Raw genomic sequence first — 23,303 nt, 5'->3', positions numbered from 1 at the left:
TCTGGTTAGGACCCCATGTCACTCACGCTGCTTCCCGCCGTTGACGTCGCCGACGGCCAGGCCGTGCGCCTGGTGCAGGGCGAGGCGGGCACCGAGACCTCCTACGGCGCGCCGCTGGAGGCCGCCCTCGCCTGGCAGGAGGCGGGCGCCGAGTGGATCCATCTGGTCGACCTCGACGCCGCGTTCGGCCGCGGCTCCAACCGCGAGCTGCTCGCCGAGGTCACCGGACGGCTCGACGTGAAGGTCGAGCTGTCCGGCGGCATCCGCGACGACGCGTCCCTGGCGGCGGCCCTCGCGACCGGCTGCACGCGGGTCAACATCGGCACCGCCGCCCTGGAGGACCCGGCCTGGTGCCGCAAGATCATCGCCGAGCACGGCGACAAGATCGCGGTCGGCCTGGACGTCCGCGGGACCACGCTCGCCGCGCGCGGCTGGACCCGCGAGGGCGGCGACCTCTGGGACGTCCTCGCGCGCCTGGAGGCCGACGGCTGCCCCCGCTACGTCGTCACCGACGTCACCAAGGACGGCACGCTGCGCGGCCCGAACACCGACCTGCTCCGCGAGGTCTGCACGCGGACCGACAAGCCGGTCATCGCGTCGGGCGGCGTCTCGTCCCTGGACGACCTGCGCGCGCTGTCCGGCCTGGTCGAGGGTGGTCCGGGAGGTCGGTCGGGGGCGGTTGGTCGGGGCGGACTCGAGGGCGCGATCGTCGGGAAGGCGCTGTACGCGGGCGCGTTCACGCTCGAAGAGGCGCTGGAGGCCGTGCGTTGATCGAGCGCATCACCTCGGGCGGTCCCTGGGAGGACAAGATCGGCTACTCCCGGGCCGTCCTCGCCGGGGACCACGCGTTCGTGTCCGGCTGCACCGCGACCGTCGACGGCGAGGTCGTCCACGTCGGCGACCCGTACCAGCAGACCCGCACGGCGATCGAGATCGCGCTGTGGTCGCTCGAACGCCTCGGCCTCGGCCGCGAGCACGTCGTCCGCACCCGGCTGTACGTCACCGACGCCGCCTTCTCGGGCGATGTGGGCCGCGCCCACGCCGAGTTCTTCCGCGAGGTCCGTCCCGCCACGAGCATGCTCGTCGTCGCGGGCCTCATCGACCCGCGCCAGCTGGTCGAGATCGAGATCGACGCCTACCGGGGTGCCTCATGACCGTCGCCGTACGCGTGATCCCCTGCCTGGACGTCGACGCCGGACGTGTGGTCAAGGGCGTCAACTTCCAGAACCTGCGTGACGCCGGGGACCCGGTCGAGCTGGCCGCACGCTACGACGCCGAGGGCGCCGACGAGCTGACCTTCCTCGACATCACCGCCTCGTCGGGGGACCGTTCCACCACCTACGACGTGGTGCGCCGCACCGCCGAGCAGGTGTTCATCCCGCTCACCGTCGGCGGCGGCGTCCGGACCGTCGAGGACGTCGACAGGCTGCTGCGCGCCGGGGCCGACAAGGTGTCGATCAACACCGCAGCGATCGCCCGTCCCGAGTTCCTGCGCGAGGCCGCGCACCGCTTCGGCTCGCAGTGCGTCGTCCTGTCGGTCGACGCCCGGCGCGCCGAGGGCACCGCGTCCGGCTTCGAGGTCACCACCCACGGCGGACGCCGCGGCACCGGCATCGACGCCGTCGAGTGGTCCCGCCGTGCCGAGGACCTCGGCGTGGGTGAGATCCTTCTGAACTCGATGGACGCCGACGGCACCAAGACCGGCTACGACCTGGAGATGCTCCGGGCCGTCCGGGCCGAGGTGTCGGTGCCGGTCATCGCGTCCGGCGGCGCGGGCGCCGTGGGCGACTTCGCCCCGGCCGTCGCCGCCGGGGCCGACGCGGTCCTCGCCGCGTCGGTCTTCCACTTCGGCGAGCTCACGATCCCCGCCGTGAAGGCCGCCCTGCGCCAGGAAGGACACCCCGTCCGTTGAAGGTAGCCCTAGCCACGTTCGCCGCGATCCCCGACGGCGGCTACGAGGCCGAGCTGCTCCGCTCGTCGCTCGCCCCCCTCGGCGTCACCGCCGACTCGGTCGTCTGGGACGACCCGTCGGTCGACTGGTCCGCCTACGACCTCACCGTGATCCGCTCCACCTGGGACTACGTCGACCGCCTGGCCGAGTTCCTGGCCTGGGCGGACGCCCTGCCCCGCGTCGCGAACCCGGCGCACGTCCTGCGCTGGAACACCGACAAGCGCTACCTGCGTGACCTCGCCGAGGCGGGCGTCCCGACCGTCCCGACCCTCTGGGACCCGGCCGACCTGCCCGACTGGGACGAGTTCGTCGTCAAGCCCGCCGTCTCCTGTGGTTCCCGCGACACCGCCCGCTGGAAGCGCGGCGTCGAGGACGACCAGGCCCGCGCCCATCTCGAGGCCCTCCGCGGCAGCCCGGCCATGGTCCAGCCCTTCCTCTCCGCCGTGGACACCGAGGGCGAGACCGCCCTGCTGTACTGCGGCGGCGAGTTCAGCCACGCCGCGCGCAAGTCCCCCATCCTTCGCGCGGGCGCGGGCATCGAGGGCCTGGTCACCGGCGAGGACGGCCGAGGCGCCATCACCCCGGCCGTCCCCACCGAAGCCCAGCTCGCTCTCGCCGACCAGGCCCTGGCCGCCGTCCCCGGCGCCCCCGACCTCCTCTACGCCCGCGTGGACATGGTCACCGGCCCCGACGGCACCCCGGTCCTGATGGAACTCGAACTCACCGAGCCCTCCCTCTTCCTGGACGCCACCCCCGAAGCCGCCGAAACCTACGCCAAGGCCATAGCCACCCGCCTCTGAGCGTCCAAGAACGGTCCGCCGCAGTCACCTGCGGCGGACCGTTCGTCTCAGCTCGCCCCCCCTGGCCCGGTCCGACACCTGGATCGGCCAAGCCCTCGATCGCTGGCCGCCGACGGCCTGCCCGCGTGAGGCCCCTTCCTCCTTGAGGAGGAGGCGCGAGCGCGCCGCGGTCGGGCTTTCCTTCCTGCGGCGGAGGCCGGTTCACCGGGCGCGTCCATAGCTTCGTTCGCATGAGAACACGCGCGGACGAAGCGAGGCGTCAGTGATCGAGGCGCGGGGACTGACCAAGAGGTACGGCCGCCAGACGGCCGTCTCGGGACTGGACTTCCGCGTCGAGCCCGGCCGGGTCACCGGGTTCCTCGGACCCAACGGAGCGGGCAAGTCGACGACGATGCGGATGATCCTCGGACTGGACCTGCCGTCCTCCGGGTCGGTGACCGTCAACGGCCGCCGATACCGGGGGATGGTGTGGCCGCTCCACGAGATCGGCGCGTTGCTGGACGCCCGCGCGGTGCATCCGGGGCGCTCGGCCTACAACCATCTGCACAGCCTGGCCGCCGCCAACGGCATCCCCCGGGATCGCGTCGACGTGGTGCTGGAGCAGGTCGGCCTCGCCGCCGTGGCGCGCAAGCGGGTCGGCGGGTTCTCCCTCGGCATGTCGCAGCGGCTGGGCATCGCGGGCGCGTTGCTCGGCGACCCCGGGATCCTGCTGTTCGACGAGCCGGTCAACGGCCTGGATCCGGACGGCATCCTGTGGATCAGGACCCTGATGCGTTCGCTCGCCGCCGAGGGGCGCACCGTGCTGGTCAGCAGCCACCTGATGAGCGAGACGGCCCTGACCGCCGACCACCTGCTGGTGATCGGCGAGGGACGGCTGCTGGCCGACATGCCGCTGGACGAGCTGATCGCCCGCGACGCCACGGACCGGGTCGAGGTCCGGGCCGTCGACCACCACCGGCTCGCGGGCGAGCTGCGGACGCTGGGCGGCGAGGTCACCCTGAGACCGGACGGGACGCTGCTGGTCGTGGGAGTCGAGTCGGCGGCGATCGGCGAGCTCGCCGCCGCGCGGGGCCACGTGCTGCACCAGCTGCGGGATGTGACCTCGTCGTTGGAGGAGGCGTACTTCCGGCTCACCGAGGGCAGCGTCGTCTACCGGGCCCCGGTGCCCGCATGAACGCGCACCTGGTCCGGACGGCGGCCGAGGGGCGGCGGCACGGCCCGCGGGCGCGGCTGCGCGCCACGGCCCGCAGCGAATGGGTCAAGCTCTGGTCGGTGCGGTCCGCGCCGGCGGTGCTCGGGGCCACGGCCGTGGTCATCGTGCTGGGGGCGCTCGTCCTCTGCTCGGGATACCGGTCCGGTTGGGCCTCGATGTCCGCGTCCGAGCGGGCGGCCTTCGACCCCGCCTCCACCAGCCTGCGCGGCATCGAGCCGGCGCAGCTGTTCGTCGGCGCGCTCGGGGTGCTGGCGGTGACGGGTGAGTACGGCACCGGCCTGATCCGGACGACGCTCGCGGCGACACCGCAGCGTGCCCAGGTCCTCGTCGTCAAGGGACTGGTGCTCGGCGCGGTCGTCTGGGCCGTGACCACGGCCTCGTCGTTCGGGGCCTTCGCTCTCGGGCAGCACCTCCTCACCGGGCCGGTGCCCCATGCGGAGCTGGAGGACCCGGGGGTGCTGCGCGCCGTCCTGGGCGGTGGCCTGTACCTCACCCTGATCGCGTTGTTCGGAACGGCCCTGGGGGCGCTGTCGCGTTCCACCCCGCTCGGGCTGGCGGCGCTGTTCGGCGTCCTGCTGGTCCTGCCGCTGATGGTGGGACTGCTGCCGAGCGGCCTCGCGGACGGGATCCTCCCCTACCTGCCCGGCGAGGCCGGCTCCCAGGTGTGGCACGTGATGCCGCCCTCGCCGCACAGCCTCGGCCCCTGGCAGGGCTTCTCGCTGTTCGCCCTGGACGTCGTCGTGTCGGCCGGTGCCGTCCTGACGCTGACCCGGAAGAGGGACGTGTGATGCCCACCGATACCTCCGGCACACCGGTGCCCGCGGCACGAGCGCGGCGTCCGCCGGTACCGCGGCACGCGCCGGTGACGCCGCTGTCCCGGGGACGGGCGGTGCTGGCGAGCGAGTGGATCAAACTGCGGTCGCTGCGGTCGCTGCGGGCGACCGCCCTGAGCGGGTTCGCGTTCAGCGTCGGGCTCGCGTTCCTGGTCTGCTCGGGCTTCCAGGCGCGCTGGCACACCCTGGGCGCCCAGGCGCAGGCCCACTTCCGTCCGGTCGACACCGGGCTCGGGTTCCTCCAGATCACTCCCCTGTTCTTCGGCGCGCTCGGCGCGCTCGTGGTGACGACTGAGTACGGCACCGGGCAGATCCGGGGCACCTTCGTGGCGACGCCGCAGCGCCCGCTGGTGCTGGCGGCGAAGGCGCTCCTGGTCGGCCTCCTGGGCTTCGGCCTGGCTCTGGTCACGGTCTCGGCCGCGTTCCTGCTCGGTCAGAGCCGCTTGTCCGGGGCGACGCCCCACGCGTCCCCGGCCGACTCCGGCGCGGCGGGCGCGGTCCTCGGCGGCGCCCTCTACCTGACCCTGACCGGGCTGCTCGGCCTGTTCCTCGGCGCGCTGGCGCGCAGCACCGCCGTCGCCATCTCGGCCCTCCTGTGCCTGTTCACGATCCTGCCCGTGCTGGTCAACAACCTCCCGAAGGGCTTCGTATGGCGGCACACGGTCCCGTACCTGCCGTCCAACCTCGGCTTCTCGCTGTGGCACTCGCACGTCGGCTTCCTGCTGCGGCCCGTGTCCGCCGGGTGCGTGCTCGCCCTCTACGTCGTCGTCACGGCCGCCGCCGGGATGGCGCTGCTGCGGACGCGGGACGGGTGACGTCGGGCATGCTGATCGACATGAGGCGACCGGGGTGGAGGCAGAGAGCCGCCGACGCGCTGTTCGCCTCGGCGGGCTCGGCGGTCGTCGTCTGCGGGACGACGAACCGGCTGGTGTCCTGGCTGCCCGGCTACTCGGTGTGGCTGCTGGCACCGGCGCAGGCCGCGCTGATCCTGGCGCGCAGGCGAGCGCCACTGGCCGTTCTGGCGGGGACCACCGCCCTCGGCGTGGTCATGATCGCGACAGGGTTCCCGGCACCGGCCGCCGTCGCGGGGCCCCTGGCCGCGGCCTATGCCCTGGCCGTCCACGGCCCCGCCGACCTGGCCGTCCACGGCTCCGGCGCCCCGGCGAGGCCAGGCGCGGGCCGGTTTCCCGCTGTTCCGTTCGCTCGCACTGCGGTGGCGGACGGAGCCGACCGTCGAGGCCTCCTCGCCTCGCTGGTGGCCGCCGTCGCGCTCATGGCCGCGAACCTCTCACCCGGTACCCGCGTCCGCCCGTCCGAGGGCGCCCTGTGGGCCGTCCTCTCCCTCGGCCTGTGCGTCGTCTCGGCGTGGGTCTGCGGCTATGCCGTCCGCACCCGGCGCGCCTACATCGCCCAGCTGGAGGAGCGGGCGCGCCGCCTGGAACGCGAGGAGGGCGAGCGCGCCGAACGCGCCATCGCCGACGAGCGCCTGCGCATCGCCCGCGAGCTCCACGACGTCATCGGACACTCGATCAGCCTCATCACCGTGCAGGCCGAGGCGGCGGGCCGCTGCGCCCGCACCCGGCCCGAGGTCGTCCCGGACCACCTCGCGACCATCTCCGCCGTCAGCCGCGAGGCGCTGGCCGAGATGCGCCGCGTCCTGGCCGTGCTGCGCCCCGAGGACGGCGAGCCGCTGGAGCCGCGACCGGGCCTGGCGTCCCTGGCCGAGCTGATCGCGAAGGTCGAGTCCGCCGGAGTGCCGGTCCGCCTGGACGCGGAGCCCTCGACGCTGCCCGCGGGCGTCGGGCTGGCCGCCTACCGCATCGTCCAGGAGGCGCTCACCAACACCCTCAAGCACGCGGGCCGTCCCGCCACGGCGTCGGTCACGATCACCCGGGCCGGGCCGATGCTCCACCTCCACGTCGTCGACGACGGCCTCGGCCCGCGGAACGAGCCGTCCGCCGGCGCCCACGGGCTCGTCGGAATGCGCGAGCGCGCCGCGATGTACGACGGCACCCTGCGCGCGGGGCGCGGCCGGGACGGCGGATTCGAGGTCCACGCCACCCTGCGGGTGGCCGGGGAGGCGCCGTGACCATCAGGATCCTGATCGCCGACGACCAGACCCTGATCCGGGCCGGCCTGCGCGCGACGCTCGAGACCGAGCCCGGCTTCGACGTCGTCGGCGAGGCGGCCGACGGCGCGGAGGCCGTGGAGGCGGCCCGCCGACTGCGCCCCGACGTCGTGCTGATGGACATCCGCATGCCCCGCCTCGACGGCGTCGCCGCGACCCGCGCCCTGCTCGCCCGGAGTCCCGCGCCGTGCCGCGTCCTGGTCCTGACCACCTTCCACCTGGACGACTACGTGGCCCAGGCGCTGCGCGCGGGGGCCTCGGGATTCCTGCTGAAGGACTCCACCGCGGACCAGCTCGTCGAGGCCGTCAGGGTGATCGCCGCCGGCGAGGCGATCCTCGCGCCGTCCGTGACCCGCCGGCTTCTGGAGCGCATGGCGGACGGCCCCGACCAGGCCGACGGTCAGGACCTGCGGAAGCTGCTCTCCGCGCGGGAGATCGACGTGCTCCTGCTGCTGGCCCGCGGGCTCTCCAACGCCGAGATCACGCAGTCGCTCCACGTCGCCGAGACCACCGTGAAGAGCCACGTCCAGAGCCTGCTGCTCAAACTCGGCGTCCGTGACCGTCTGCAGGCGGCCGTCGCCGCGTACGACTCGGGTCTGGTCAAGCCGCGGGGGCGGGAGACGAGAGACTGAGCCCGGCCGGGTTTGGCCCTTTCCGTGGCCCGGAAGGCCGAGGGTGCCCTGGTGGTCGGCGCGGTCGCGGCTGGGTCGTCATGGCGGCGGGGCGATGCCGTGGCGGTGGGCGATGAGGACGAGGTGGACCCGGTCGCGGGCCTGGAGTTTGGCGAGCAGGCGGCTGACGTGGGTCTTGGTGGTGCCCTCGGTGATGTGCAGGCGCGCCGCGATCTCGGAGTTGGTGTGGCCCGCGGCGATGAGGGTGAGGACGTCGAGCTCCCTGCCGGTGATGCCCAGGCGGTCCGGGGACGGCACGGGCGGGCGGGCGGTGAAGGCGTCGATGAGGCGGCGGGTGACGGTCGGGGCGAGGAGCGCGTCCCCGCGGACGACGGCCCGGATCCCGGCCAGCAGGTCGGCCGGCGAGACGTCCTTGAGGACGAAGCCACCGGCCCCCGCGCGCAGCGCCTCGTAGACGTAGGCGTCGACGTCGAAGGTGGTGAGGACCAGGACCTTCGCCGTCGTGGTGGAGGTGACCTCCCGGGTGGCCGCGATGCCGTCCATGACGGGCATGCGGATGTCCATGAGCACCACGTCCGGCCGGTGGAGGCGGGCGGCCTCCACGGCCTCGCGGCCGTCGGCGGCCTCGGCCACGACGGTGAACCCGTCGGCGGCGCGGATGATTCCGGCGAATCCGGCACGCACCAGGGTCTGGTCGTCGGCGACCACGACCCGGACGGTCACGCCGCGTCCCCGGCGAACGGCAGGACGGCCTGGACCAGGAAGCCGCCGCCCTCGGCGGGCCCCGCCGTGACGCGGCCTCCGTACAGGGCGGCGCGCTCGGCGATCCCGGCGAGGCCGTGGCCTCCGCCGTCGTGGGCGGAGGGACCCGGGCCGTCGTCGCGGACCTCGATCGTCAGTCCCTCGGCGGTGCGGGTGACGGCGGCGTTCGCGGTCGCCGATCCCGCGTGCTTCACGACGTTGGTCAGCGCTTCCTGGACGATGCGGTACACGGCCAGGGCCACGCCGGGCGGCAGGTCGCCCGTGTCGCCGGTGACCGTGAGGTCGACCCGGACGCCCGCCTGACCCACCCGTGCGACCAGCGGCTCGAGGTCGGCGAGTCCCGGCGCGGGGGCCGCCACGCCGTCCTCGGCGGTCGTGCGCAGGACCGCCAGCAGGCCGCGCAGTTCCCGGAGCGAGTCGTGGCTGACGCGCTGGATGTTCTCCAGCGCCTCGGCGGCCAGCCCCGGGTCCTGGTCGAACACGAACCGGCCGTATCCCGCCTGGACCCCCACGACGCTCATGCTGTGCGCGATCACGTCGTGCACCTCCCGGGCGACGCGCAGCCGCTGCTGCGCGAGCTCGCCGCGCAGCAACGCGGCCTCGTGGCCGCGAAGCTCGGCGGCGTACGACCTGTTGCGGTGGACGAGCCGCCCCGTCACCGCCGCCGCCGACACGGCGAACACGCAGATCACCGCGCCCTGCTGGAGTTCGGACGAGCCGAGCGGAGCCGTCAGCAGCGCCGAGCCGACCGTGAGCCCGCATGCGGCGGCGGCCCACCGGAACGGCCGCGCGGCGCAGATCTGGTAGACGAGCAGGACGGCGACCACGACCATGGCCGTCGCGGCGGGGGTGGCGAGCGAGTACCGTCCGGCCGCCGTCAGCAGCAGCACCCAGCCGGACCAGAGCGCGGCGGCCCCCACGGACGGACGCGAACGGCGCAGCGCGAGCCCGGCGCAGGCCGTCACCTCGGCGAGGACGGCGAGGACGAACGCGGCCCGCGACGGCCGCGGGAACCCGAGGTGATGCGGATCGGGGACCCGGAACAGATGGGGCATCGCCCTGATCGCGATCGCGCCGAGCACGACGGCGACGGCGCAGTCGATGGCAACCCAGTGCCAAGGGCGCAGCCGCCTGCCCAACGGTGGACGCGGACCGCCGGGGGCGAGCCGGTGGGGCGGCCGTTCGTCATACATCCCCCCAAGCTAGGGCGAGGCGGCGTCCGGCGCGTCCTACCACGGTCATACATCCGGGGGCGGACTCGGCCGCGACGGGACACCTCCACGGCCAGACGCGCGGGCGCGCGGGCGGCGGCAGCCTGGACCGCGTGATCGAAACCCACGAGCTCACCAAACGCTACGGGCCGACGACCGCGGTGGACCGGTTGTCGGTGGTGATCAGACCCGGCCGGGTGACCGGATTCCTCGGCCCGAACGGTTCCGGCAAATCCACCACCCTGCGCATGATTCTCGGCCTCACCCGGCCGACCGGCGGCCACGCCCTGGTCGGCGGGCGCCCCTACGCCGCGCTCCGGCATCCGCTACACGAAGTGGGCGCGCTCCTGGACCCCGGCGCGGTCCATGCGGGCCGCACCGCGCGAGACCACCTGCGGGCCATCGCGCTCGCCGCCGGGATCTCCAGCGCCCGGGTCGACGCCGTCCTGGAACTGACCGGACTCACGACGGTCTCCCGCCGCCGCGTGGGCGGCTTCTCCCTGGGCATGCGCCAGCGGCTCGGCATCGCCGCCGCCCTGCTCGGCGACCCGCCGGTCCTCGTCCTGGACGAGCCGATCAACGGCCTGGACCCGGAGGGGATCCAGTGGATCCGGACCCTGGTGCGGGGCATGGCGGCCGAGGGCAGGGCCGTGCTCCTCAGCAGCCACCTGATGGCCGAGATGGAGCAGACCGCCGACCACCTGGTCGTCATCGGCCGGGGACGGCTGATCGCCGACACCGGCATGGCCGAGTTCGTGCGCCGGGCGTCCCGCACCGACGTCCTCGTCCGCGCGGCCGACCCCGCCCGGCTGGCCTCGGTCCTGGCCCGGGCCGGGGGGGACGTGTCGTCCGAGGCGGACGGCGCGCTGGCGGTGCGCGGCCTGGCCCCGCGGCGGATCGGCGACCTCGCCGCCGAGGCGGACGTGGCGGTCCACGAGCTCGCGGTCCGCGGCGCGACGCTCGAACAGGCGTACTTCGAGGCGACCGAACACGCGGTGGAGTACCGGGCGAGCGAAGGAGGACGGCGATGATCCGTGGGGCGATGATGCGTGGAGCGATGATGCGCGGGGCGATGGCTTCGGAGTGGTTGAAGCTCAGGTCGGTCGACTCGATGCGGGTCACGCTCCCACTGGCGTGCGCGGCGTCGTTCGCGCTCGCGGTGCTGCCGTTCGCGAGCGACCCCGACCGGTCGGCGATGAGCGCCGGCAGGCTGGCCCGCTACGACCCGGCGGGCTACTGCTTCAGCGGCGGCTTCCTGGTCGTCGTGCTGGCCGTCGGGGTGCTCGGGACGCTGAGCGTGACGTCCGAGTACGGCAGCGGGCTGATCGGCACGACCTTCCTCGCCGTGCCGCGCCGTCGCACCGTGCTCGCGGCCAAAGCGGCCGTGGTCGGCATCGCGGCGCTGCTGGCGGGGCTCGTGCTCTCGCTCGCGACCTTCCTCACCGCGCAGCGGATCCTGTCGGGGAAGCACCTCGCCGTCGGTCTCGGTGACCCGGGCGCGCTGCGCGCCGTCCTCGGCGCGGGGGCGTTCCTGGCCGTGACCGCGCTCATCGGGCTGGCGGTCGGCACGCTCCTGCGGCGCGCGACGGCCGCCACGGCCGCCGTGCTCGGACTCTACGTCGGCGCCAACCTGGTCACCGGGGCCCTCGGCGACGCCGCCGACGCCGCCGGACGCTGGACTCCGGTCCAGATCCTCAAGGGCCTGACCAGCACGCGAGGCGCCTCCGCCTCCCTGCCGAGCCCCACGGCGGCCGCGCTCGAATGCCTGGCCTACCTGGTCGTCCTCTTCGGCCTGGCCACCCTGGCCATCGACCGCCGGGACGCCTGACGGGACTCGTTCTCAGAGGGTGTGGCGGATCCAGACGTTGGGTTCCACGTAGACGGCGTTGTCGTGTTCGAGGGAGCAGGTGACCGGGGTGAGGGCGCCTGGGACCTCGACGGGGCCGGGGGTGTCGAAGGGGAGGCCGGTCCAGTCGCGCCACTGGGCGAGGGAGCCCGCGATCGTCATGGAGGCGGGGGCGATCGAGTCGATGACGCCTCCGGCGCGGACGTGGACGCGGAGCCAGGGGTCGTGGGGGAGGCCGTCCTCGCGGGTGCGGTGGGCGTACTCGGCCATGGGGGTCTTCGGTTCGAGGTGCTTGGCGTTCGGGCGGACGGGGGCGACCAGCTCGCCGAACCCGCGCGCCTTGGCGTTGACGCGCATCGCGGCGAGCAGGGTGCCCGACAGGCCCGCGCCGCGGTGGTCGCCGCGGATGGTGATCTCGATGGCGCTGACCGTGTCGGTCCTCACCCCGGCGGCGTGGTCCCGGAACGCCCAGATCATGACCTGGTCCCAGCCGGTGCCGGGGAGCGGGCCGCGGGACTGGAACGGGACGCTGAAACCGCGGGCGACCAGCTCGTCGTCCTCGGTCGCGACGATCACGAACTCGGGGAACACGCGGGGGACGTCCGCCCAGCGGGTCTGCGTGACCGGGTCGTGTCCGGTGAACCCCGGCCACTCCCCGCTGAGTTCCGGCAGCGCCTGGGTCAGCTCCGGCCGTTCGGCCAGCGTCGTGATCTCCATTCGGGCAGGTTAACAGGGGATTTGTGGGGTTAGGAGCGGGCTTCGGCGAGGAGTGCCGCCGGGTCCTCGGCGGGGTGGAGGCCGAGGGTGTTCCCGAGCCACTCGACGTACTGGGCGCGGGCCGGGGCGGGTTCGCAGGGGCGCAGGCCGACCTGGGTCTCGTCGCACCAGATCTCGGTGTCGGTGAGGCCCGCGAGCAGCCGGAGGAACGTGCGCAGGTCGCGGGCGACGGGGTGGACGCCGGTGTCCTTGCCCAGTGCGAGGACGCGTCCGTCCGCGTCCAGGGCGAAGAAGGTGTCGCTGTCGTTCGTGCCGAAGACGGCCATGGTGTCGGTGCGCGCCGGGTTCCTGAGCCGGGGCATGTTCCGCCGGACGCGCTCATTGAACTCCCGGTGCAGCCAGAAGCCGTTGGCGAAGCCCTTGTAGAGGCCGGTGCGGAACCGGTCGAGCCGGTTCAGGTCGTGGTTCGGGGAGTAGACGGCGTCCGGGATGAGCGGGTGGATCCAGGCCGCCCACTCGGCGTCGTGTTCGGCCTGGGCGGCGTCCACGATCTCCTCCCAGTCGTCGGCGGGGGTGATGCCGAACTCCTTGTCGAGCCAGGTGAGGAAGGCCGTCTGGTCGATCACGAGGTCCTCGTCGTCCTCGTCGTCCTCGTCGTCCTCGTCCCAGCACTCGCGGAGGCCGAAGCAGGCCCAGTCGATGTCGGGTTCGCAGTCGGCGGGGAGGGACGCCAGCAGGCGCAGGAACTCGCGGAAGTCGCGGGCCACGATGTGGATCCCGCCCTCGTCGCCGTACGCGACGACCGGGAGCGTGCCGAGGTCGTCGCGGTCGTCGCGGAGCCAGATCCCGAACAGCGAGCCGCTGCCGTTGGCCTGGGCGAACGAGACGATCCGGTCCTGGAGCTCGGCCTCCCGGTAGGACAGGCCCCGCTCCAGCTCGAATCCGTTGACGTAGTAGTCGCCCTGGGTCTCGTCGAAGGCCCTCAGACGGTCGAGGTCGGGGAACTGCAGGGGAGCACCGTCACGCATGGGGGAGCCTCCGGAACGGGGTGATCTTGGCGGACGCGCCGGACGCTAGCAGCCGCGGACGACATCGTTGACGCAACCGATCGGTTGCCATAGGATTGCAACCAACAGGTTGCAACAAGGAGGCCATCATGGGATTTCCCGATCGGATCGAGCGGACCGTCGACCTGTCGCACCCGCCCGCCAGGGTGTGGACCGCGCTGACCACCGCCGAGGGGCTGGCCGCGTGGTTCGCCGAGTCGGCGGGCATCGAGCTGGAGCCGGGCGGCGCGGCGTGGCTGGAGTTCGGCGGTGGCATGGCGCAGCGCATGCGGATCGAGCGCGTCGAGGAGCCGTCGGTGTTCGGGTTCACCTGGCAGGTCTACGGCCTGCCGGACGACGACCCGCGCCGCACCTACGTCGAGTTCACCCTCGAGCCGTCCGTCGCCGGGACGCGGCTGACCGTGGTCGAGACCGGCTTCGCGCAGCTCCCGGCGGGCGAGCACGCCAAGGCGTTCGGCGGCAACGTCGACGGCTGGAAGGAGCAGTTCGACAACATCGCCAAGTACCTCGATGCGGCCTGACGACACGGCCGGAGCGGGCGGTGGACGCCAGGACGCGGAGGCGGTCGCCGAGCTGGTCTTCGCGGCCCTGGCCGATCCGACGCGCCGCGCGATCCTGGCGGAGCTGGCGGCGGGCGGCCCGGCGACGGCGACCGACCTGGCCGGACGGCTGCCCATCACCCGGCAGGCCGTCGCGAAACACCTCGGCCTGCTCACCGACGCGGGCCTGGTGACGGCCGAGCCGGGCGAGCGCAGGCGCGTCCGGTACCGGCTGCGTTCCGCGCCCATGCAGGTGGCGCAGCAGTACCTGGCCGCGCTCGCCCGCAACTGGGACGGTCCGCTGGACGCCCTGAGAAACCATCTCGACACCTGAGGGGCCGAATGACCATGAAGACGCCATCCGTCGTCTCCCGCGAGGAGTGGGAGGCCGCGCGCGAGCGCATGCTCGTCCAGGAGAAGGAGCTCACCCGCGCCCGCGACGCGCTCGCGGCCGAGCGCCGCCGCATGCCGTGGCTGCGCGTCGACAAGCCGTACGTGTTCGACGGCCCGGACGGCAGGGCGAGCCTGCTCGACCTGTTCGACGGACGCCGCCAGCTCATCGTCTACCGCGCGTTCTTCGACCCCGGCGCCGGTGACTGGCCGGACCGGCCCTGCGTCGGCTGCTCGATGGTCGCCGACCAGGTGGCCCACACGTCCCATCTGAACGCCCGCGACACGACGCTGGTGTTCGCGTCCCGCGGTCCGCAGCCGGAGATCTTCCGGATGAAGGAGCGCATGGGCTGGACGATGCCCTGGTTCACCATCACCGACGACTTCGACGTCGACCACGGCGTGGACGAGTGGCACGGCACCAACGCGTTCATCCGTGAGGGCGACACCGTCTACCGCACGTACTTCGTCAACGGCCGCGGGGACGAGGTCATGGGCGGCACCTGGTCCTACCTGGACATCACCGCCCTCGGACGCCAGGAGAACTGGGAGGACTCGCCCGACGGCTACCCCCAGACCCCGCCCTACGAGTGGTGGAACTGGCACGACTCCCACAAGGGCTGAGGCGCTTCGCCGCGAGGGTGTTCGGGACCGGTCTCCGCGAACCGGTCCCGCCCGCCCTCGGCGCGTTCCGGGCCCGGACTTCGGGATACTCGTCCGGCAGGGAATGCGGACGGCGAAAGAGGTTCGAGGATGTCGGTTCAGCGCTTCGAGAAGGCGATGACGATGATGCGCGCGGCCGATCCGCAGCGGCGCGTGGACGGCTTCGACTTCCTGCGCGAGCACGCCGACGCCTACGTCCCGGAGTTGGCGGCCGAGTTCGAGCGGGAGCCGGACCAGGGCCTGCGCTGCTGGCTGCTCGAACTGCTCGCCGAGGCCCGGTCGCCGGAGGCCATGCCGGTCCTGACCGTCCAGCTGGCCAACGACGACGAGTCCCTCCGGCTCTGGGCGGTGCGCGGCCTGGAGATGCTCGACAGCCGCGAGGCCCACGCGGCCCTGGACGCCGCCCGGGCCAACGGCTGGATCGAGTGACCAAGGCCGCCTTCGGGTGACAGGACGTCCGTGGAGGGGCCGCTCACAGGGCCAGTGACTGGAAGGGCTCGCCGGGCCGCCAGGCCAGCTCCGGCGGGACGCCCTGCGACCAGAGTTCCTGATCCAGGAGCCCGGCCCAGGACGGACGCCATCGCGGCGCGCGTGAGGCCATCTCCGCGCGCAGCCCGGCGAGGTACAGCTGGAAGCCCGTCCACCAGGCGGGAAGGTGGTCGTACGCGCGGTCGGCCGTGAACCCGCTCGCGGTGACGACGACCCTGGCGTGCGTCCACCGGCCACGCTCCGGGTCGGCCTCCCGCTCCCGCCACGCGTCGAGCAGCGCGGACAGTCCGGCGTCCGCCATCCTCCCGCGCTCGATGCCGAGCTTGTAGCCGTGACCGGGCCGGTCCGAGCCCGTCCAGGCGATCTCGACGGCCGCCTCGCCGAGATTGGCGCGCACCCACGCGGCGACCTCGTCCGGTTCGGTGGACGGGGCGGGACGGTCCAGCTCGGACGCGTTCCGCATCGCCTTCGCGATCGCCCCCTCCACCTGGTGCCCGTCCAGGACGTGGACGCGCCGCCCGGCGGGCTCGCCGGTCCCGGCGGGGAGTTCCGGCCGTGGCGCGCCGGGCGTGACGCCGAGCCGCCGCGCCAGCTCCAGGGCGCCCGCGACCGCCGCCGCCGGGGCGGACGGCCGGCACGTCTCGTCCAGCGGCGCGTACAGGGCCTCGATCACGGCCGCGTCCACGACCCGGGCCTCGACCGCCGCCAGCAGGGCGTCGTAGGGCTCGCGCGCCGCGTCCCAGTCCTCCGCGTTGTCGGCGTAGCCGTCGAAGGACTGGTCGTTCCCCGAGTCGGGCCCTCCGTCCATGTCCCCGGGATACTCGGGCCGCGCCCAGGTCGTCCCGTCCCACCAGTAGACCCAGGAGACCAGGTCCATCTCCTTCTGGGCCGCGTGGACGTGCTCCCACGGGAACCAGTCCGGCGCGCCCGCGAGCAGGTCCACGGGCGGCAGCTGGTCACGGGCGGTGCTGCGGTCGAGGTCGTAGCCGTAGGTGACGGCACGGCCGCCCTCGACCCACGCGATGCCCCAGCTCCCGATGCCGAACTCGCGGCGGCGCAGCCCTCCGCCGTCCTCGTCGAAGGTGATGACGGCGCTGTTCGGAAGGGCCGCGCCCAGCAGCGCGTGCGCCGCCGCCTCGTTCCACAGCTCCAGGGGGTGGTCCGGGTACATGTCGGCTCCTGAGTGATCGCGGACGGTCCGCCGATATCGACGTCCGGACCGCGCTCCCGGTTTCGCCTCCTTCACGAGCCGATGCCGCGCCACGCCGGTGGTCGTGCGACACGCTGGGGCTAGGTGTCGGACGGGGCGCCGCCGAAGGCGAACTCGTTGCCGTCGGGGTCGCGGAACGTGGCCTTGCGGACGCCGTTGTCGTAGGTCTCCCGCCGCTCCGGGGAGAGACCGCGCTCCACGATCTCCGAGATCCGCGTGTCGAAGTCGGACGCGAACACCGTGTGCAGCGCGTGCCCGGCCCGTTCGGGCAGGTGGACGACGTACACGTACCGGTGTGCGGCGACCTCCCACACGGACTCGCTGTCGTTCGGTTCGAACGCCGGGGGCGTCCCGAACAGCCGCTCGTACCACGCCAGCGCCGCCTGGTAGTCGCTGACCGGGATGCCCGCGAACAAGTCGATGGTCATACCGCGATCCTAGGAACCCCCGCTGCGGGAAGCGCCCATGCCACACGGACACGCGCCCCACACGCCGAACGCCTCCCCACCTCAGGAGCCGTCGTCCACCCCAGAGAACCCGATCACGACACGGTCGCTGACGGGCCGGTAGCCGATGGCCTGGTAGATGCCGTTGCTCGTCGGGTTGGCGAGGTCGGTGAACAGGACGACGTCCCGAACGCCCCCGTCAAGGGCGGAGCGGCTGACGGCGGCGGTGGCGGCGGCGCCGTAGCCCCGGCGGCGGTGCGCGGACGGGGTGTAGACGGGGGCGACGCGGGTCATGCCGTCCACGGTGGCGGTGCGTCCGGCCATCGCGACCGGCTCGCCGTCCACCTCCCACAGGACGACGCAGCCCGCGTTCAGGCGTTCCTCCGTCACGGCGCGCGGGGCTCCGCCTCCGGCCTCGGCGGCGAAGCCGTCCACCCAGGTCAGAACCCGTGAGAGGTCGGCGGACGTCGCGACCCGCCAGGTGCCTGGCGGCATCGGATCCGGCTGGACGAGCTCGTCCAGCCGGTAGAGGCGCTGCTCCTGGAGCATCCAGGGCGTCATGTCCGTGCGGGAGCGCCAGGAGGCGGCGAACGCGGACGCGGCGGACCGTTCGGCGTTCACGCCCGTCGTGGTGACCGGGAGGACGTCGGCGAGCCTGCGGGCCGCGTCGTCCGTGACATCCGTGAGGACGAGCGGGAAGTCGGGGGTGCAGAGGAACGCGGCGACCGGCTCCGGACCGCCGAGCCAGCCGAAGATCGGATCGGCCGGGCCGAAGACGTGGAGACCGGCGCGGCGAAGGGTGTCCAGCGTGGTGAGGTGCATGGTGTTCCGCGCCGGGTCCGAGCGCAGCAGGGGACCCGCCGCGGCCTCGAAGGCGTCCAGGTCGCCGGTGAACCGCCAGTCGTCCATGCGCGGACCCTATTCCGCCGCGGGGTCGGGGATCGTGGCTTCGGAGGGGCGCTCGACGACCGGGAGGATGATCGCGGACGGGTGGTCCGGGTCGTGGAAGACCTCCTGGTCGGCGGGGACGGCGGGCCGTGCGGCGCTGGTCAGCGGGTCGCCGGTGCCGGGGTTCGCCGCGACCTTGGGGTAGGCGCCGCTGGTCACGTGCACGCGGACGCGGTGCCCGCGCCGGAACCGCCGCGCGGCCGGCCACAGGTCCACGGTCACCCGGTGCACGCCGTCGCCGTCCGCCGGGTGGGCGGGCGTGAGCCGCAGCCCGCCCTCGCACACGTTGCGGGACACGCCGTCCGCGTCCACGTCGCACAGCCGGACGACCAGGTCGGTGTGCGCGCGGCTCGACCGCAGGTGGACGTCCGCCGTGACCGGGCCGATCACCTCCAGGTCGGACGTGAGCGGCGGCGAGGTGAACACCAGGACGTCCGGACGCCGTTCCAGCGGACGGTTGTCCACCGGCTTCGAACTTCCGAGGAGCGTCGGGCCGCCCAGCGCGGGCGTCGGATCCGCCGGGTCGTACCGGTAGGCGCTCGGCTCGTGCCGCTGCGGGCCGTCCGGGCCGAGTCCGCCGCCCTTGTGCAGATGCCACCGCTCCTGGCGCATCCCGGGAGGCGGCCAGTCGCGGTAGTCGCGCCACTCGCGCGCACCCGTCACGTACAGCCGTACAGGGTGTTTCCGCAGGCCGGACGGGTCGTTGAGGAGGTGCGCGCGGAACCAGGCGAGCGCCTCGCGGAACGCGACGAGCCCGTGCCGGGCGTCCGCGTGCCACCACGGACCGATCGTCAGGTAGGGCCGGTGCCCGGCGGCGCGCAGCGCGAGGTAGTCCCTGATCTCCCACGGCAGGAACACGTCGTACCAGCCGCCGAGGAGCGTGACGGGGGTGTCGGCCTGGCCGACCGTCCCGGAGAAGTCACGGCTGCGCCAGTAGTCCGCGCCGTCCGCGTGGGCCGCGAGGAGATCCTGGTAGAAGCGCATCGGCGCGCCGCCGGTCAGGACGTCCAGCTCGGCGAGCGGACGCAGCGACGCGGCGGCCCGCACCGCCCGGCGGCGCGACACGATCGGCGCGGTCAGCATGCCGAGCCGGGTGGTCTGCCGGTGCGTGAGGTCGGTCCAGGTCAGCGTGGACTCCAGCGCGAACGACCCGCCGACGTAGGCGGCCTCGCGGAACGACGACGCGGTCACCTGCAGCGCCATCGCCCGCACCTCGGGCCCGCCCTCCGCCGCGAGCGCCCACGCCGAATACCCCAGGTAGGACGCCCCGTACAGGCCGAGCGACCCGCCGAACCAGGGCTGCTCGCGCAGCCAGCGGAGCGTGGCCGCGCCGTCGTCGCGCTCGCTGCCGAGCGGGTCGAACTCGCCGCCCGAACCGAACGTCCCGCGCGCGCTCTGCACGACGAGCTGGAACCCGAACGGCACGAACGGCAGGCCGTTGAGCAGCGCCGCCGGTCCGCGCCGCCCGTACGGGGTGCGGACGAGCAGCGTCGGCGGATTCCGGACGCCGCGCGGGACGTACCGGTCGGCGAGCAGCGTCACGCCGTCCGGCATGGGAACGGGCACGTCGCGCTGGACGGTGTAGCGGGGATCGCGGAGCGGAGGGAGCGGGGGAGTGGGCAGGCGATCGAGTAGAGCCATGCTCTCGGTCTCCGGTCGGGGGCTACTACCAAGTAACGGTATCCGGTGACGCGTCGGTCCGGGTGACCGTCTCCCACGGGACGCGGCCGAGCTCGCCGAGCCGACGCGCCCAGTGCGTTTCGCCGCCGAACTCGTCCCGCCACGCCCACAACCGCGTGGTCAGCGCGCCGAGCGGATGCTCCGACGTCACGCCGATCGCGCCGTGCACCTGGTGCGCCACGTCCGCGACGACGCCCGCCGCGCGCGAGGCGTTCAGCTTCGCCGCCGCGACCGCGACCTCGTCGTCCGGGGTGCGCAGCGCCGCCCGGACGGCGACGTCCGCGACCGCCACCTCCCCGGCCAGCTCCGCCAGCTGCTGCTGGACGGCCTGGAACCGCCCGACCGGACGTCCGAACTGCTCCCGTTCGCCCGCGTACCGCACCGCGAGCTCCAGCACCCGGCGCATCGCCCCCGTCAACTGGACGGCCCGGAACAGCGCCCCGCGCAGCATCACGTCCCCGGCCGAAACCGGACACTCCACGGACGCGAGATCGCCCCTGACCGTCACGTCGTCGCGCGACTCGCCCGCCACGTTCGTCCCCGGCCTGACGGCCACGTCCGCCAGGTCGCCGCCGCTGCCGCCCGCGTGCTCCGGGACCCCGACACCCGTCAGACCCGCCTCGTCCAGCGCGGGCCACGGGTCGTCCTCCAGGCCGAGTATCGCGTTCGCCGTCTCTTCGAGAAGTTCCTTGTCATCCGGCACGTCAGCGCACCCCCAGGCCGCGCGCGACGATGCCGCGCAGGATCTCGTTCGTCCCGCCGCGCAGCGTGAACCCGGGCGCCTGCACGACGGCCTGCGCGAGCAGCCGCGCCGCCAGATCCGGGGACGCCGGGTCCGGTTCCACGCCGAGCTGCTCGCGCGCCACGTCGATCACCTCGCGTTCGAAGCGCGTCCCGAGGTCCTTGACCAGCGCGGCCTCCAGGGTGGGGTCGCGCCCGGCCTCGAGCGCGCCCGCGACGGCGAGGGACGCCTGCCGCAGCGCCCACAGGCGTCCGACGAGCCGTCCGGACGCGGCCCCCGGCGTCAGCGAACACACGAGCCTGACCAGCGCGAACGTGCTCAGGAACCGTTCCGGCCCGGACCGCTCGTACGCCAGCTCCGCCGTCACCTGCCGCCAGCCGTCGCCCTCCCGCCCGAACAGCTCCGCCGGAGCGCCGTCGAACACGACCTCGTTGAAATGGTGTTCACCCGACAACCCGGGGATCGGACGAACCGCCACGCCCTCCGCGGGCAGCCTCACGATGAACTGGCTCAGCCCCTCGTGCCGCGCGGGCCCCGGCGCGCTCCGCGCGAGGACGACCATCGCGTGCGCGATGTGCGCGCCGCTCGTCCACACCTTCGTCCCGGTCAGCCGCCACGCGCCGTCCACCCGCTCGGCCCGCGTCCGCACCGACGCCAGGTCCGATCCCGAGTCGGGCTCGCTCATCCCGATCGCGAAGAAGCACTCGCCGCGCGCGATCGCGGGCAGGAAGGCCCGCTTCTGCTCCTCCGTGCCGTGCGCGAGGATGCTCGGCCCCATCTGCCGGTCCGCGATCCAGTGCGCCCCGACGGGCGCGCCCGCCGCGAGCAGCTCCTCGATCACCACGAACCGTTCCAGCGCGGACCGTCCGCGCCCGCCGTACTCGACCGGCAGCGTCATCCCGAGCCATCCGCGCGCGCCGAGCTCCCGGCTGAAGTCCGGATCCGCGCCGGTCAGCCACGAGTCGCAGCGCGGCTCGAACTCCGCCGCCGCGAGGAACCTCCGCACGTCCTCCCGGAGCCGCCCGCCGTCCGGCGGCGGCACCCCCGGTTCCAGCTCGGGCAGCGCCATCGGCCGCACCCCTCTCCGGAAAGTCTCGGTTCACGGTAAACCCCGGGCCGTCTGCTTCGTCTCTGGTCCGTGATGCAACAACTGATGGCGGAGGACGACATCGGGCCCCTCCCGCAGGACGCCGCCGTGCCGCCCTCCGAGGAGGTGCCGTACGACGAGCTGTTCGAGGCCCACTTCCGGGGTCTCGTCCGGCTCGCCGCGCTGCTCGGCGCCGACGACCCGGAGGATGTCGCGCAGGACGCCGCCGTGCCGCCCTCCGAGGAGGTGCCGTACGACGAGCTGTTCGAGGCCCACTTCCGGGGTCTCGTCCGGCTCGCCGCGCTGCTCGGCGCCGACGACCCGGAGGATGTCGCGCAGGACGCCTTCGTCCGCCTCCACCGAAGACGCCGCCTGCTCCGCGACCCGCACGCGGCGCTCTCCTACCTGCGCGCCAGCGTCTGCAACGCGTCCCGGAGCCGTCTCCGCCACCTGCGCATGGCGCGCCGGCGGCACGCCCAGCTCGCCGTTCCCCCCACCGCGTCCGGCACCCCGGAGTCGGCCGCCGTGGACCGCGAGGACGTCCGGGAACTCCTCCGCGCCGTGGACGCCCTCCCACGCCGCCAGCGCGAGGTGCTCGTCCTCCGCTACTGGCTCGACCTCACCGAACGCGAGACCGCCGACGCCCTCGGCATCGCCGTCGGCACCGTCAAGGCCCACGCGTCGCGCGCCGTCACCGCGCTCGGCAAACAGCTCAAGGACAAGGCATGAACGACATCGAGGACCGCCTGAGAACGGCGTTCGAGACCCAGGCCGCGACCGTTCGCCCCACCCCGGACGCCGCCACCGAGAACCAGCGCCGCGTCCGCCGGTCGGACCGCCGGCGGCGCGCGCTCATCGCGTGCACCGTCACGTCCGCCCTCGTCATCGCGCCCCTGGTCGCCCTGACCACCGGCAAGGGGACCACCCACCGGGCCCGCCCCGCCCTGGGGGCCTCCAGCTCCCTGGTCGAGGCCGTGGGCGACCCCAAGGACCTGACGGGGCCGCCACCGCCCTTCGCGATCCGCGACACGGCACCCACGCCCGCCATGCCGGTGGCGCTGGCCCCGGACGGCTCCGTGATGGCCCTGCTCGGCCGGAAACTGTGGCTCCTGGGCCCGTCCCGCGGTGACGGCCTGCGGAGCGCGCCGGTGCCCGAGCCGACGAGCCTTGAACGACCCGACGTGAAGCAGGCCGTCGCGTACGGGACGTCCACTCAGGCGAGGGTCCTGGTGGACGCGCGGGGTGAGATGACGTGCGTGGACGCGTCCGGGAAGCGGACGACGTCCTACGCGTCCAACGCCTCCGGCGTCTGGACCGACGGAGTCAGCGCCGTGGTCAGGCTGCGCTCCGGGGCGGTGCAGGTGAGCGGCAGGTGCCCGGCCCAGAAGGTCGCCGAGGATCGGTCCAAGTCCGGTTACGACGCGCTCCGACTCGACGGGGCCACCCCGGTCGCCCTCTGGGGCACGCGCCTCACCGCCGTGAACAACCGGGGCGAAGTACTCCAGTACGACCTCACGTCCGGACCTCCCACAAAAGCGGAAACCCGGCCGCTCCCGATCTCGGACTCGATCAGGCTGGACGACGGCGGCGCCCCCTTGCTGTACAGCGCGGCCAACGCGACGACGGCCGTCTGGGTGAACGGCCGGTCCCTCAGCACCGTCAAGGCGGGCCACAACGCGGTGACCTCGTACGTGCGGCTCCCCGAGGCGCTCGACGTCGGGAAGGGCGGACAGCTGACCCTCGGCCGCGACGTCGTCGCCTTCACCGTGACCGACGCGCTCGGACGCGTCGGCTCGTTCGTCTACGACCTGCGCACCGGACGGCGCATCACCTGGCCCGGCCGGGTCCTCGCGGCGGGCGACTGGCTGGTGTGGCAGGACGGCAAGGACATGAATCTCGCGAAGGTCCGCTGACATAGCGGAACAAGAATCCCGCTGCGGCGAAGAATA

The 23,303-nt window shown here is 73.7% G+C and carries 27 protein-coding genes; 17 read left to right on the top strand and 10 right to left on the bottom strand.

Going from position 1 to position 23,303, the window contains the following annotated elements:
* Positions 1 to 15 precede the first annotated feature (15 nt).
* The 9 genes from priA (at position 16) to P696_RS0105090 (ending at position 7,557) form a co-directional block, all read left to right on the top strand.
* Entirely contained in the window at positions 16 to 771 is a 756-nt protein-coding gene (gene priA, locus P696_RS0105130) for a bifunctional 1-(5-phosphoribosyl)-5-((5-phosphoribosylamino)methylideneamino)imidazole-4-carboxamide isomerase/phosphoribosylanthranilate isomerase PriA (protein WP_026411477.1), read from the top strand.
* Positions 768 to 1,154: a RidA family protein gene (locus tag P696_RS0105125; RefSeq protein WP_026411476.1), complete on the top strand. Its 387-nt coding sequence runs from the start codon at positions 768 to 770 to the stop codon at positions 1,152 to 1,154. The genes priA and P696_RS0105125 overlap by 4 nt, the downstream gene beginning before the upstream one ends.
* Positions 1,151 to 1,912, top strand: a complete 762-nt coding sequence (gene hisF, locus P696_RS0105120) for an imidazole glycerol phosphate synthase subunit HisF (RefSeq protein WP_026411475.1) — start codon at positions 1,151 to 1,153, stop codon at positions 1,910 to 1,912. Before P696_RS0105125 ends, hisF begins: the two co-directional genes overlap by 4 nt.
* Positions 1,909 to 2,751: an ATP-grasp domain-containing protein gene (locus tag P696_RS0105115; RefSeq protein ID WP_026411474.1), complete on the top strand. Its 843-nt coding sequence runs from the start codon at positions 1,909 to 1,911 to the stop codon at positions 2,749 to 2,751. The genes hisF and P696_RS0105115 overlap by 4 nt, the downstream gene beginning before the upstream one ends.
* A gap of 262 nt (positions 2,752 to 3,013) precedes the next feature.
* Positions 3,014 to 3,925, top strand: a complete 912-nt coding sequence (locus tag P696_RS0105110; RefSeq protein WP_026411473.1) for an ABC transporter ATP-binding protein — start codon at positions 3,014 to 3,016, stop codon at positions 3,923 to 3,925.
* Positions 3,922 to 4,752: an ABC-2 transporter permease gene (locus tag P696_RS43405; RefSeq protein ID WP_034483302.1), complete on the top strand. Its 831-nt coding sequence runs from the start codon at positions 3,922 to 3,924 to the stop codon at positions 4,750 to 4,752. Before P696_RS0105110 ends, P696_RS43405 begins: the two co-directional genes overlap by 4 nt.
* Positions 4,752 to 5,612 carry an ABC transporter permease gene (locus P696_RS43400; RefSeq protein WP_157429526.1) on the top strand — a complete coding sequence of 287 codons (861 nt, stop codon included), beginning with the start codon at positions 4,752 to 4,754 and terminating at the stop codon, positions 5,610 to 5,612. Before P696_RS43405 ends, P696_RS43400 begins: the two co-directional genes overlap by 1 nt.
* 20 nt (positions 5,613 to 5,632) lie before the next feature.
* Positions 5,633 to 6,886, top strand: coding sequence for a sensor histidine kinase (locus P696_RS43395; protein WP_157429525.1), 1,254 nt, complete (start codon positions 5,633 to 5,635; stop codon positions 6,884 to 6,886).
* Positions 6,883 to 7,557, top strand: a complete 675-nt coding sequence (locus tag P696_RS0105090; protein ID WP_026411472.1) for a response regulator transcription factor — start codon at positions 6,883 to 6,885, stop codon at positions 7,555 to 7,557. Before P696_RS43395 ends, P696_RS0105090 begins: the two co-directional genes overlap by 4 nt.
* 78 nt (positions 7,558 to 7,635) lie before the next feature.
* Here P696_RS0105090 and P696_RS0105085 read toward each other — a convergent pair whose 3' ends face one another.
* Both P696_RS0105085 and P696_RS0105080 read right to left on the bottom strand, forming a co-directional pair.
* Positions 7,636 to 8,280 (bottom strand): response regulator, encoded by a 645-nt coding sequence (locus P696_RS0105085; protein WP_026411471.1) that lies wholly within the window; start codon positions 8,278 to 8,280, stop codon positions 7,636 to 7,638.
* Positions 8,277 to 9,512, bottom strand: coding sequence for a sensor histidine kinase (locus P696_RS0105080; protein WP_051466882.1), 1,236 nt, complete (start codon positions 9,510 to 9,512; stop codon positions 8,277 to 8,279). The genes P696_RS0105085 and P696_RS0105080 overlap by 4 nt, the downstream gene beginning before the upstream one ends.
* Positions 9,513 to 9,643: 131 nt before the next feature.
* On the opposite strand from P696_RS0105080, the gene P696_RS0105075 reads away from it, so the two are divergent.
* Entirely contained in the window at positions 9,644 to 10,561 is a 918-nt protein-coding gene (locus P696_RS0105075; RefSeq protein WP_034483299.1) for an ABC transporter ATP-binding protein, read from the top strand.
* Positions 10,558 to 11,358 (top strand): ABC transporter permease, encoded by an 801-nt coding sequence (locus P696_RS0105070; RefSeq protein WP_051466880.1) that lies wholly within the window; start codon positions 10,558 to 10,560, stop codon positions 11,356 to 11,358. The genes P696_RS0105075 and P696_RS0105070 overlap by 4 nt, the downstream gene beginning before the upstream one ends.
* Positions 11,359 to 11,370: 12 nt before the next feature.
* Here P696_RS0105070 and P696_RS0105065 read toward each other — a convergent pair whose 3' ends face one another.
* Both P696_RS0105065 and P696_RS57305 read right to left on the bottom strand, forming a co-directional pair.
* Complete coding sequence (locus P696_RS0105065; protein WP_026411467.1) at positions 11,371 to 12,093, bottom strand: GNAT family N-acetyltransferase; 723 nt, start codon at positions 12,091 to 12,093, stop codon at positions 11,371 to 11,373.
* Between the two features lie 29 nt (positions 12,094 to 12,122).
* Positions 12,123 to 13,121, bottom strand: a complete 999-nt coding sequence (locus tag P696_RS57305) for a hypothetical protein (protein WP_051466877.1) — start codon at positions 13,119 to 13,121, stop codon at positions 12,123 to 12,125.
* Positions 13,122 to 13,249: 128 nt separating this feature from the next.
* Between P696_RS57305 and P696_RS0105055 the strand changes: the two genes are divergently transcribed.
* The 4 genes from P696_RS0105055 to P696_RS0105040 all read left to right on the top strand — a co-directional run bounded on the left by P696_RS0105055 (position 13,250) and on the right by P696_RS0105040 (position 15,181).
* The gene (locus P696_RS0105055) at positions 13,250 to 13,681 is read left to right on the top strand and encodes an SRPBCC domain-containing protein (RefSeq protein WP_026411466.1); all 432 of its coding nucleotides are present in this window, start codon (positions 13,250 to 13,252) and stop codon (positions 13,679 to 13,681) included.
* Positions 13,671 to 14,033, top strand: a complete 363-nt coding sequence (locus tag P696_RS0105050) for an ArsR/SmtB family transcription factor (protein WP_051466876.1) — start codon at positions 13,671 to 13,673, stop codon at positions 14,031 to 14,033. The genes P696_RS0105055 and P696_RS0105050 overlap by 11 nt, the downstream gene beginning before the upstream one ends.
* Positions 14,034 to 14,047: 14 nt before the next feature.
* Complete coding sequence (locus tag P696_RS0105045) at positions 14,048 to 14,713, top strand: DUF899 domain-containing protein (protein WP_026411464.1); 666 nt, start codon at positions 14,048 to 14,050, stop codon at positions 14,711 to 14,713.
* 129 nt (positions 14,714 to 14,842) lie between these two features.
* Positions 14,843 to 15,181 (top strand): HEAT repeat domain-containing protein, encoded by a 339-nt coding sequence (locus P696_RS0105040; RefSeq protein WP_026411463.1) that lies wholly within the window; start codon positions 14,843 to 14,845, stop codon positions 15,179 to 15,181.
* 43 nt (positions 15,182 to 15,224) lie between these two features.
* Here P696_RS0105040 and P696_RS0105035 read toward each other — a convergent pair whose 3' ends face one another.
* The 6 genes from P696_RS0105035 to P696_RS0105010 form a co-directional block, all read right to left on the bottom strand.
* On the bottom strand, positions 15,225 to 16,412 hold the full coding sequence (locus P696_RS0105035; RefSeq protein WP_026411462.1) for a hypothetical protein: 1,188 nt from the start codon (positions 16,410 to 16,412) through the stop codon (positions 15,225 to 15,227).
* A gap of 119 nt (positions 16,413 to 16,531) precedes the next feature.
* Positions 16,532 to 16,879, bottom strand: a complete 348-nt coding sequence (locus P696_RS0105030; protein WP_026411461.1) for a VOC family protein — start codon at positions 16,877 to 16,879, stop codon at positions 16,532 to 16,534.
* A gap of 81 nt (positions 16,880 to 16,960) precedes the next feature.
* The gene (locus tag P696_RS0105025) at positions 16,961 to 17,806 is read right to left on the bottom strand and encodes a GNAT family N-acetyltransferase (protein WP_026411460.1); all 846 of its coding nucleotides are present in this window, start codon (positions 17,804 to 17,806) and stop codon (positions 16,961 to 16,963) included.
* Positions 17,807 to 17,815: 9 nt separating this feature from the next.
* Entirely contained in the window at positions 17,816 to 19,486 is a 1,671-nt protein-coding gene (locus tag P696_RS0105020; protein WP_026411459.1) for a CocE/NonD family hydrolase, read from the bottom strand.
* 25 nt (positions 19,487 to 19,511) lie between these two features.
* Positions 19,512 to 20,228 (bottom strand): acyl-CoA dehydrogenase family protein, encoded by a 717-nt coding sequence (locus P696_RS43385; RefSeq protein WP_051466874.1) that lies wholly within the window; start codon positions 20,226 to 20,228, stop codon positions 19,512 to 19,514.
* A 1-nt stretch (position 20,229) separates the two neighbouring features.
* Positions 20,230 to 21,336, bottom strand: a complete 1,107-nt coding sequence (locus tag P696_RS0105010; RefSeq protein WP_034483296.1) for an acyl-CoA dehydrogenase family protein — start codon at positions 21,334 to 21,336, stop codon at positions 20,230 to 20,232.
* A gap of 72 nt (positions 21,337 to 21,408) precedes the next feature.
* Here P696_RS0105010 and P696_RS0105005 point away from each other — a divergent pair, with 72 nt between their 5' ends.
* Complete coding sequence (locus P696_RS0105005) at positions 21,409 to 22,083, top strand: sigma-70 family RNA polymerase sigma factor (protein WP_245627574.1); 675 nt, start codon at positions 21,409 to 21,411, stop codon at positions 22,081 to 22,083.
* Positions 22,080 to 23,267 (top strand): hypothetical protein, encoded by a 1,188-nt coding sequence (locus P696_RS0105000; protein WP_026411456.1) that lies wholly within the window; start codon positions 22,080 to 22,082, stop codon positions 23,265 to 23,267. Before P696_RS0105005 ends, P696_RS0105000 begins: the two co-directional genes overlap by 4 nt.
* Positions 23,268 to 23,303 lie beyond the last annotated feature (36 nt).

Origin of the sequence: Actinomadura oligospora ATCC 43269 (genome assembly GCF_000518265.1) — a bacterium.
In the GTDB taxonomy this organism is placed as follows: Bacteria; Actinomycetota; Actinomycetes; order Streptosporangiales; family Streptosporangiaceae; genus Spirillospora; species Spirillospora oligospora.
This window is presented reverse-complemented; position numbering and strand designations above follow the sequence as displayed.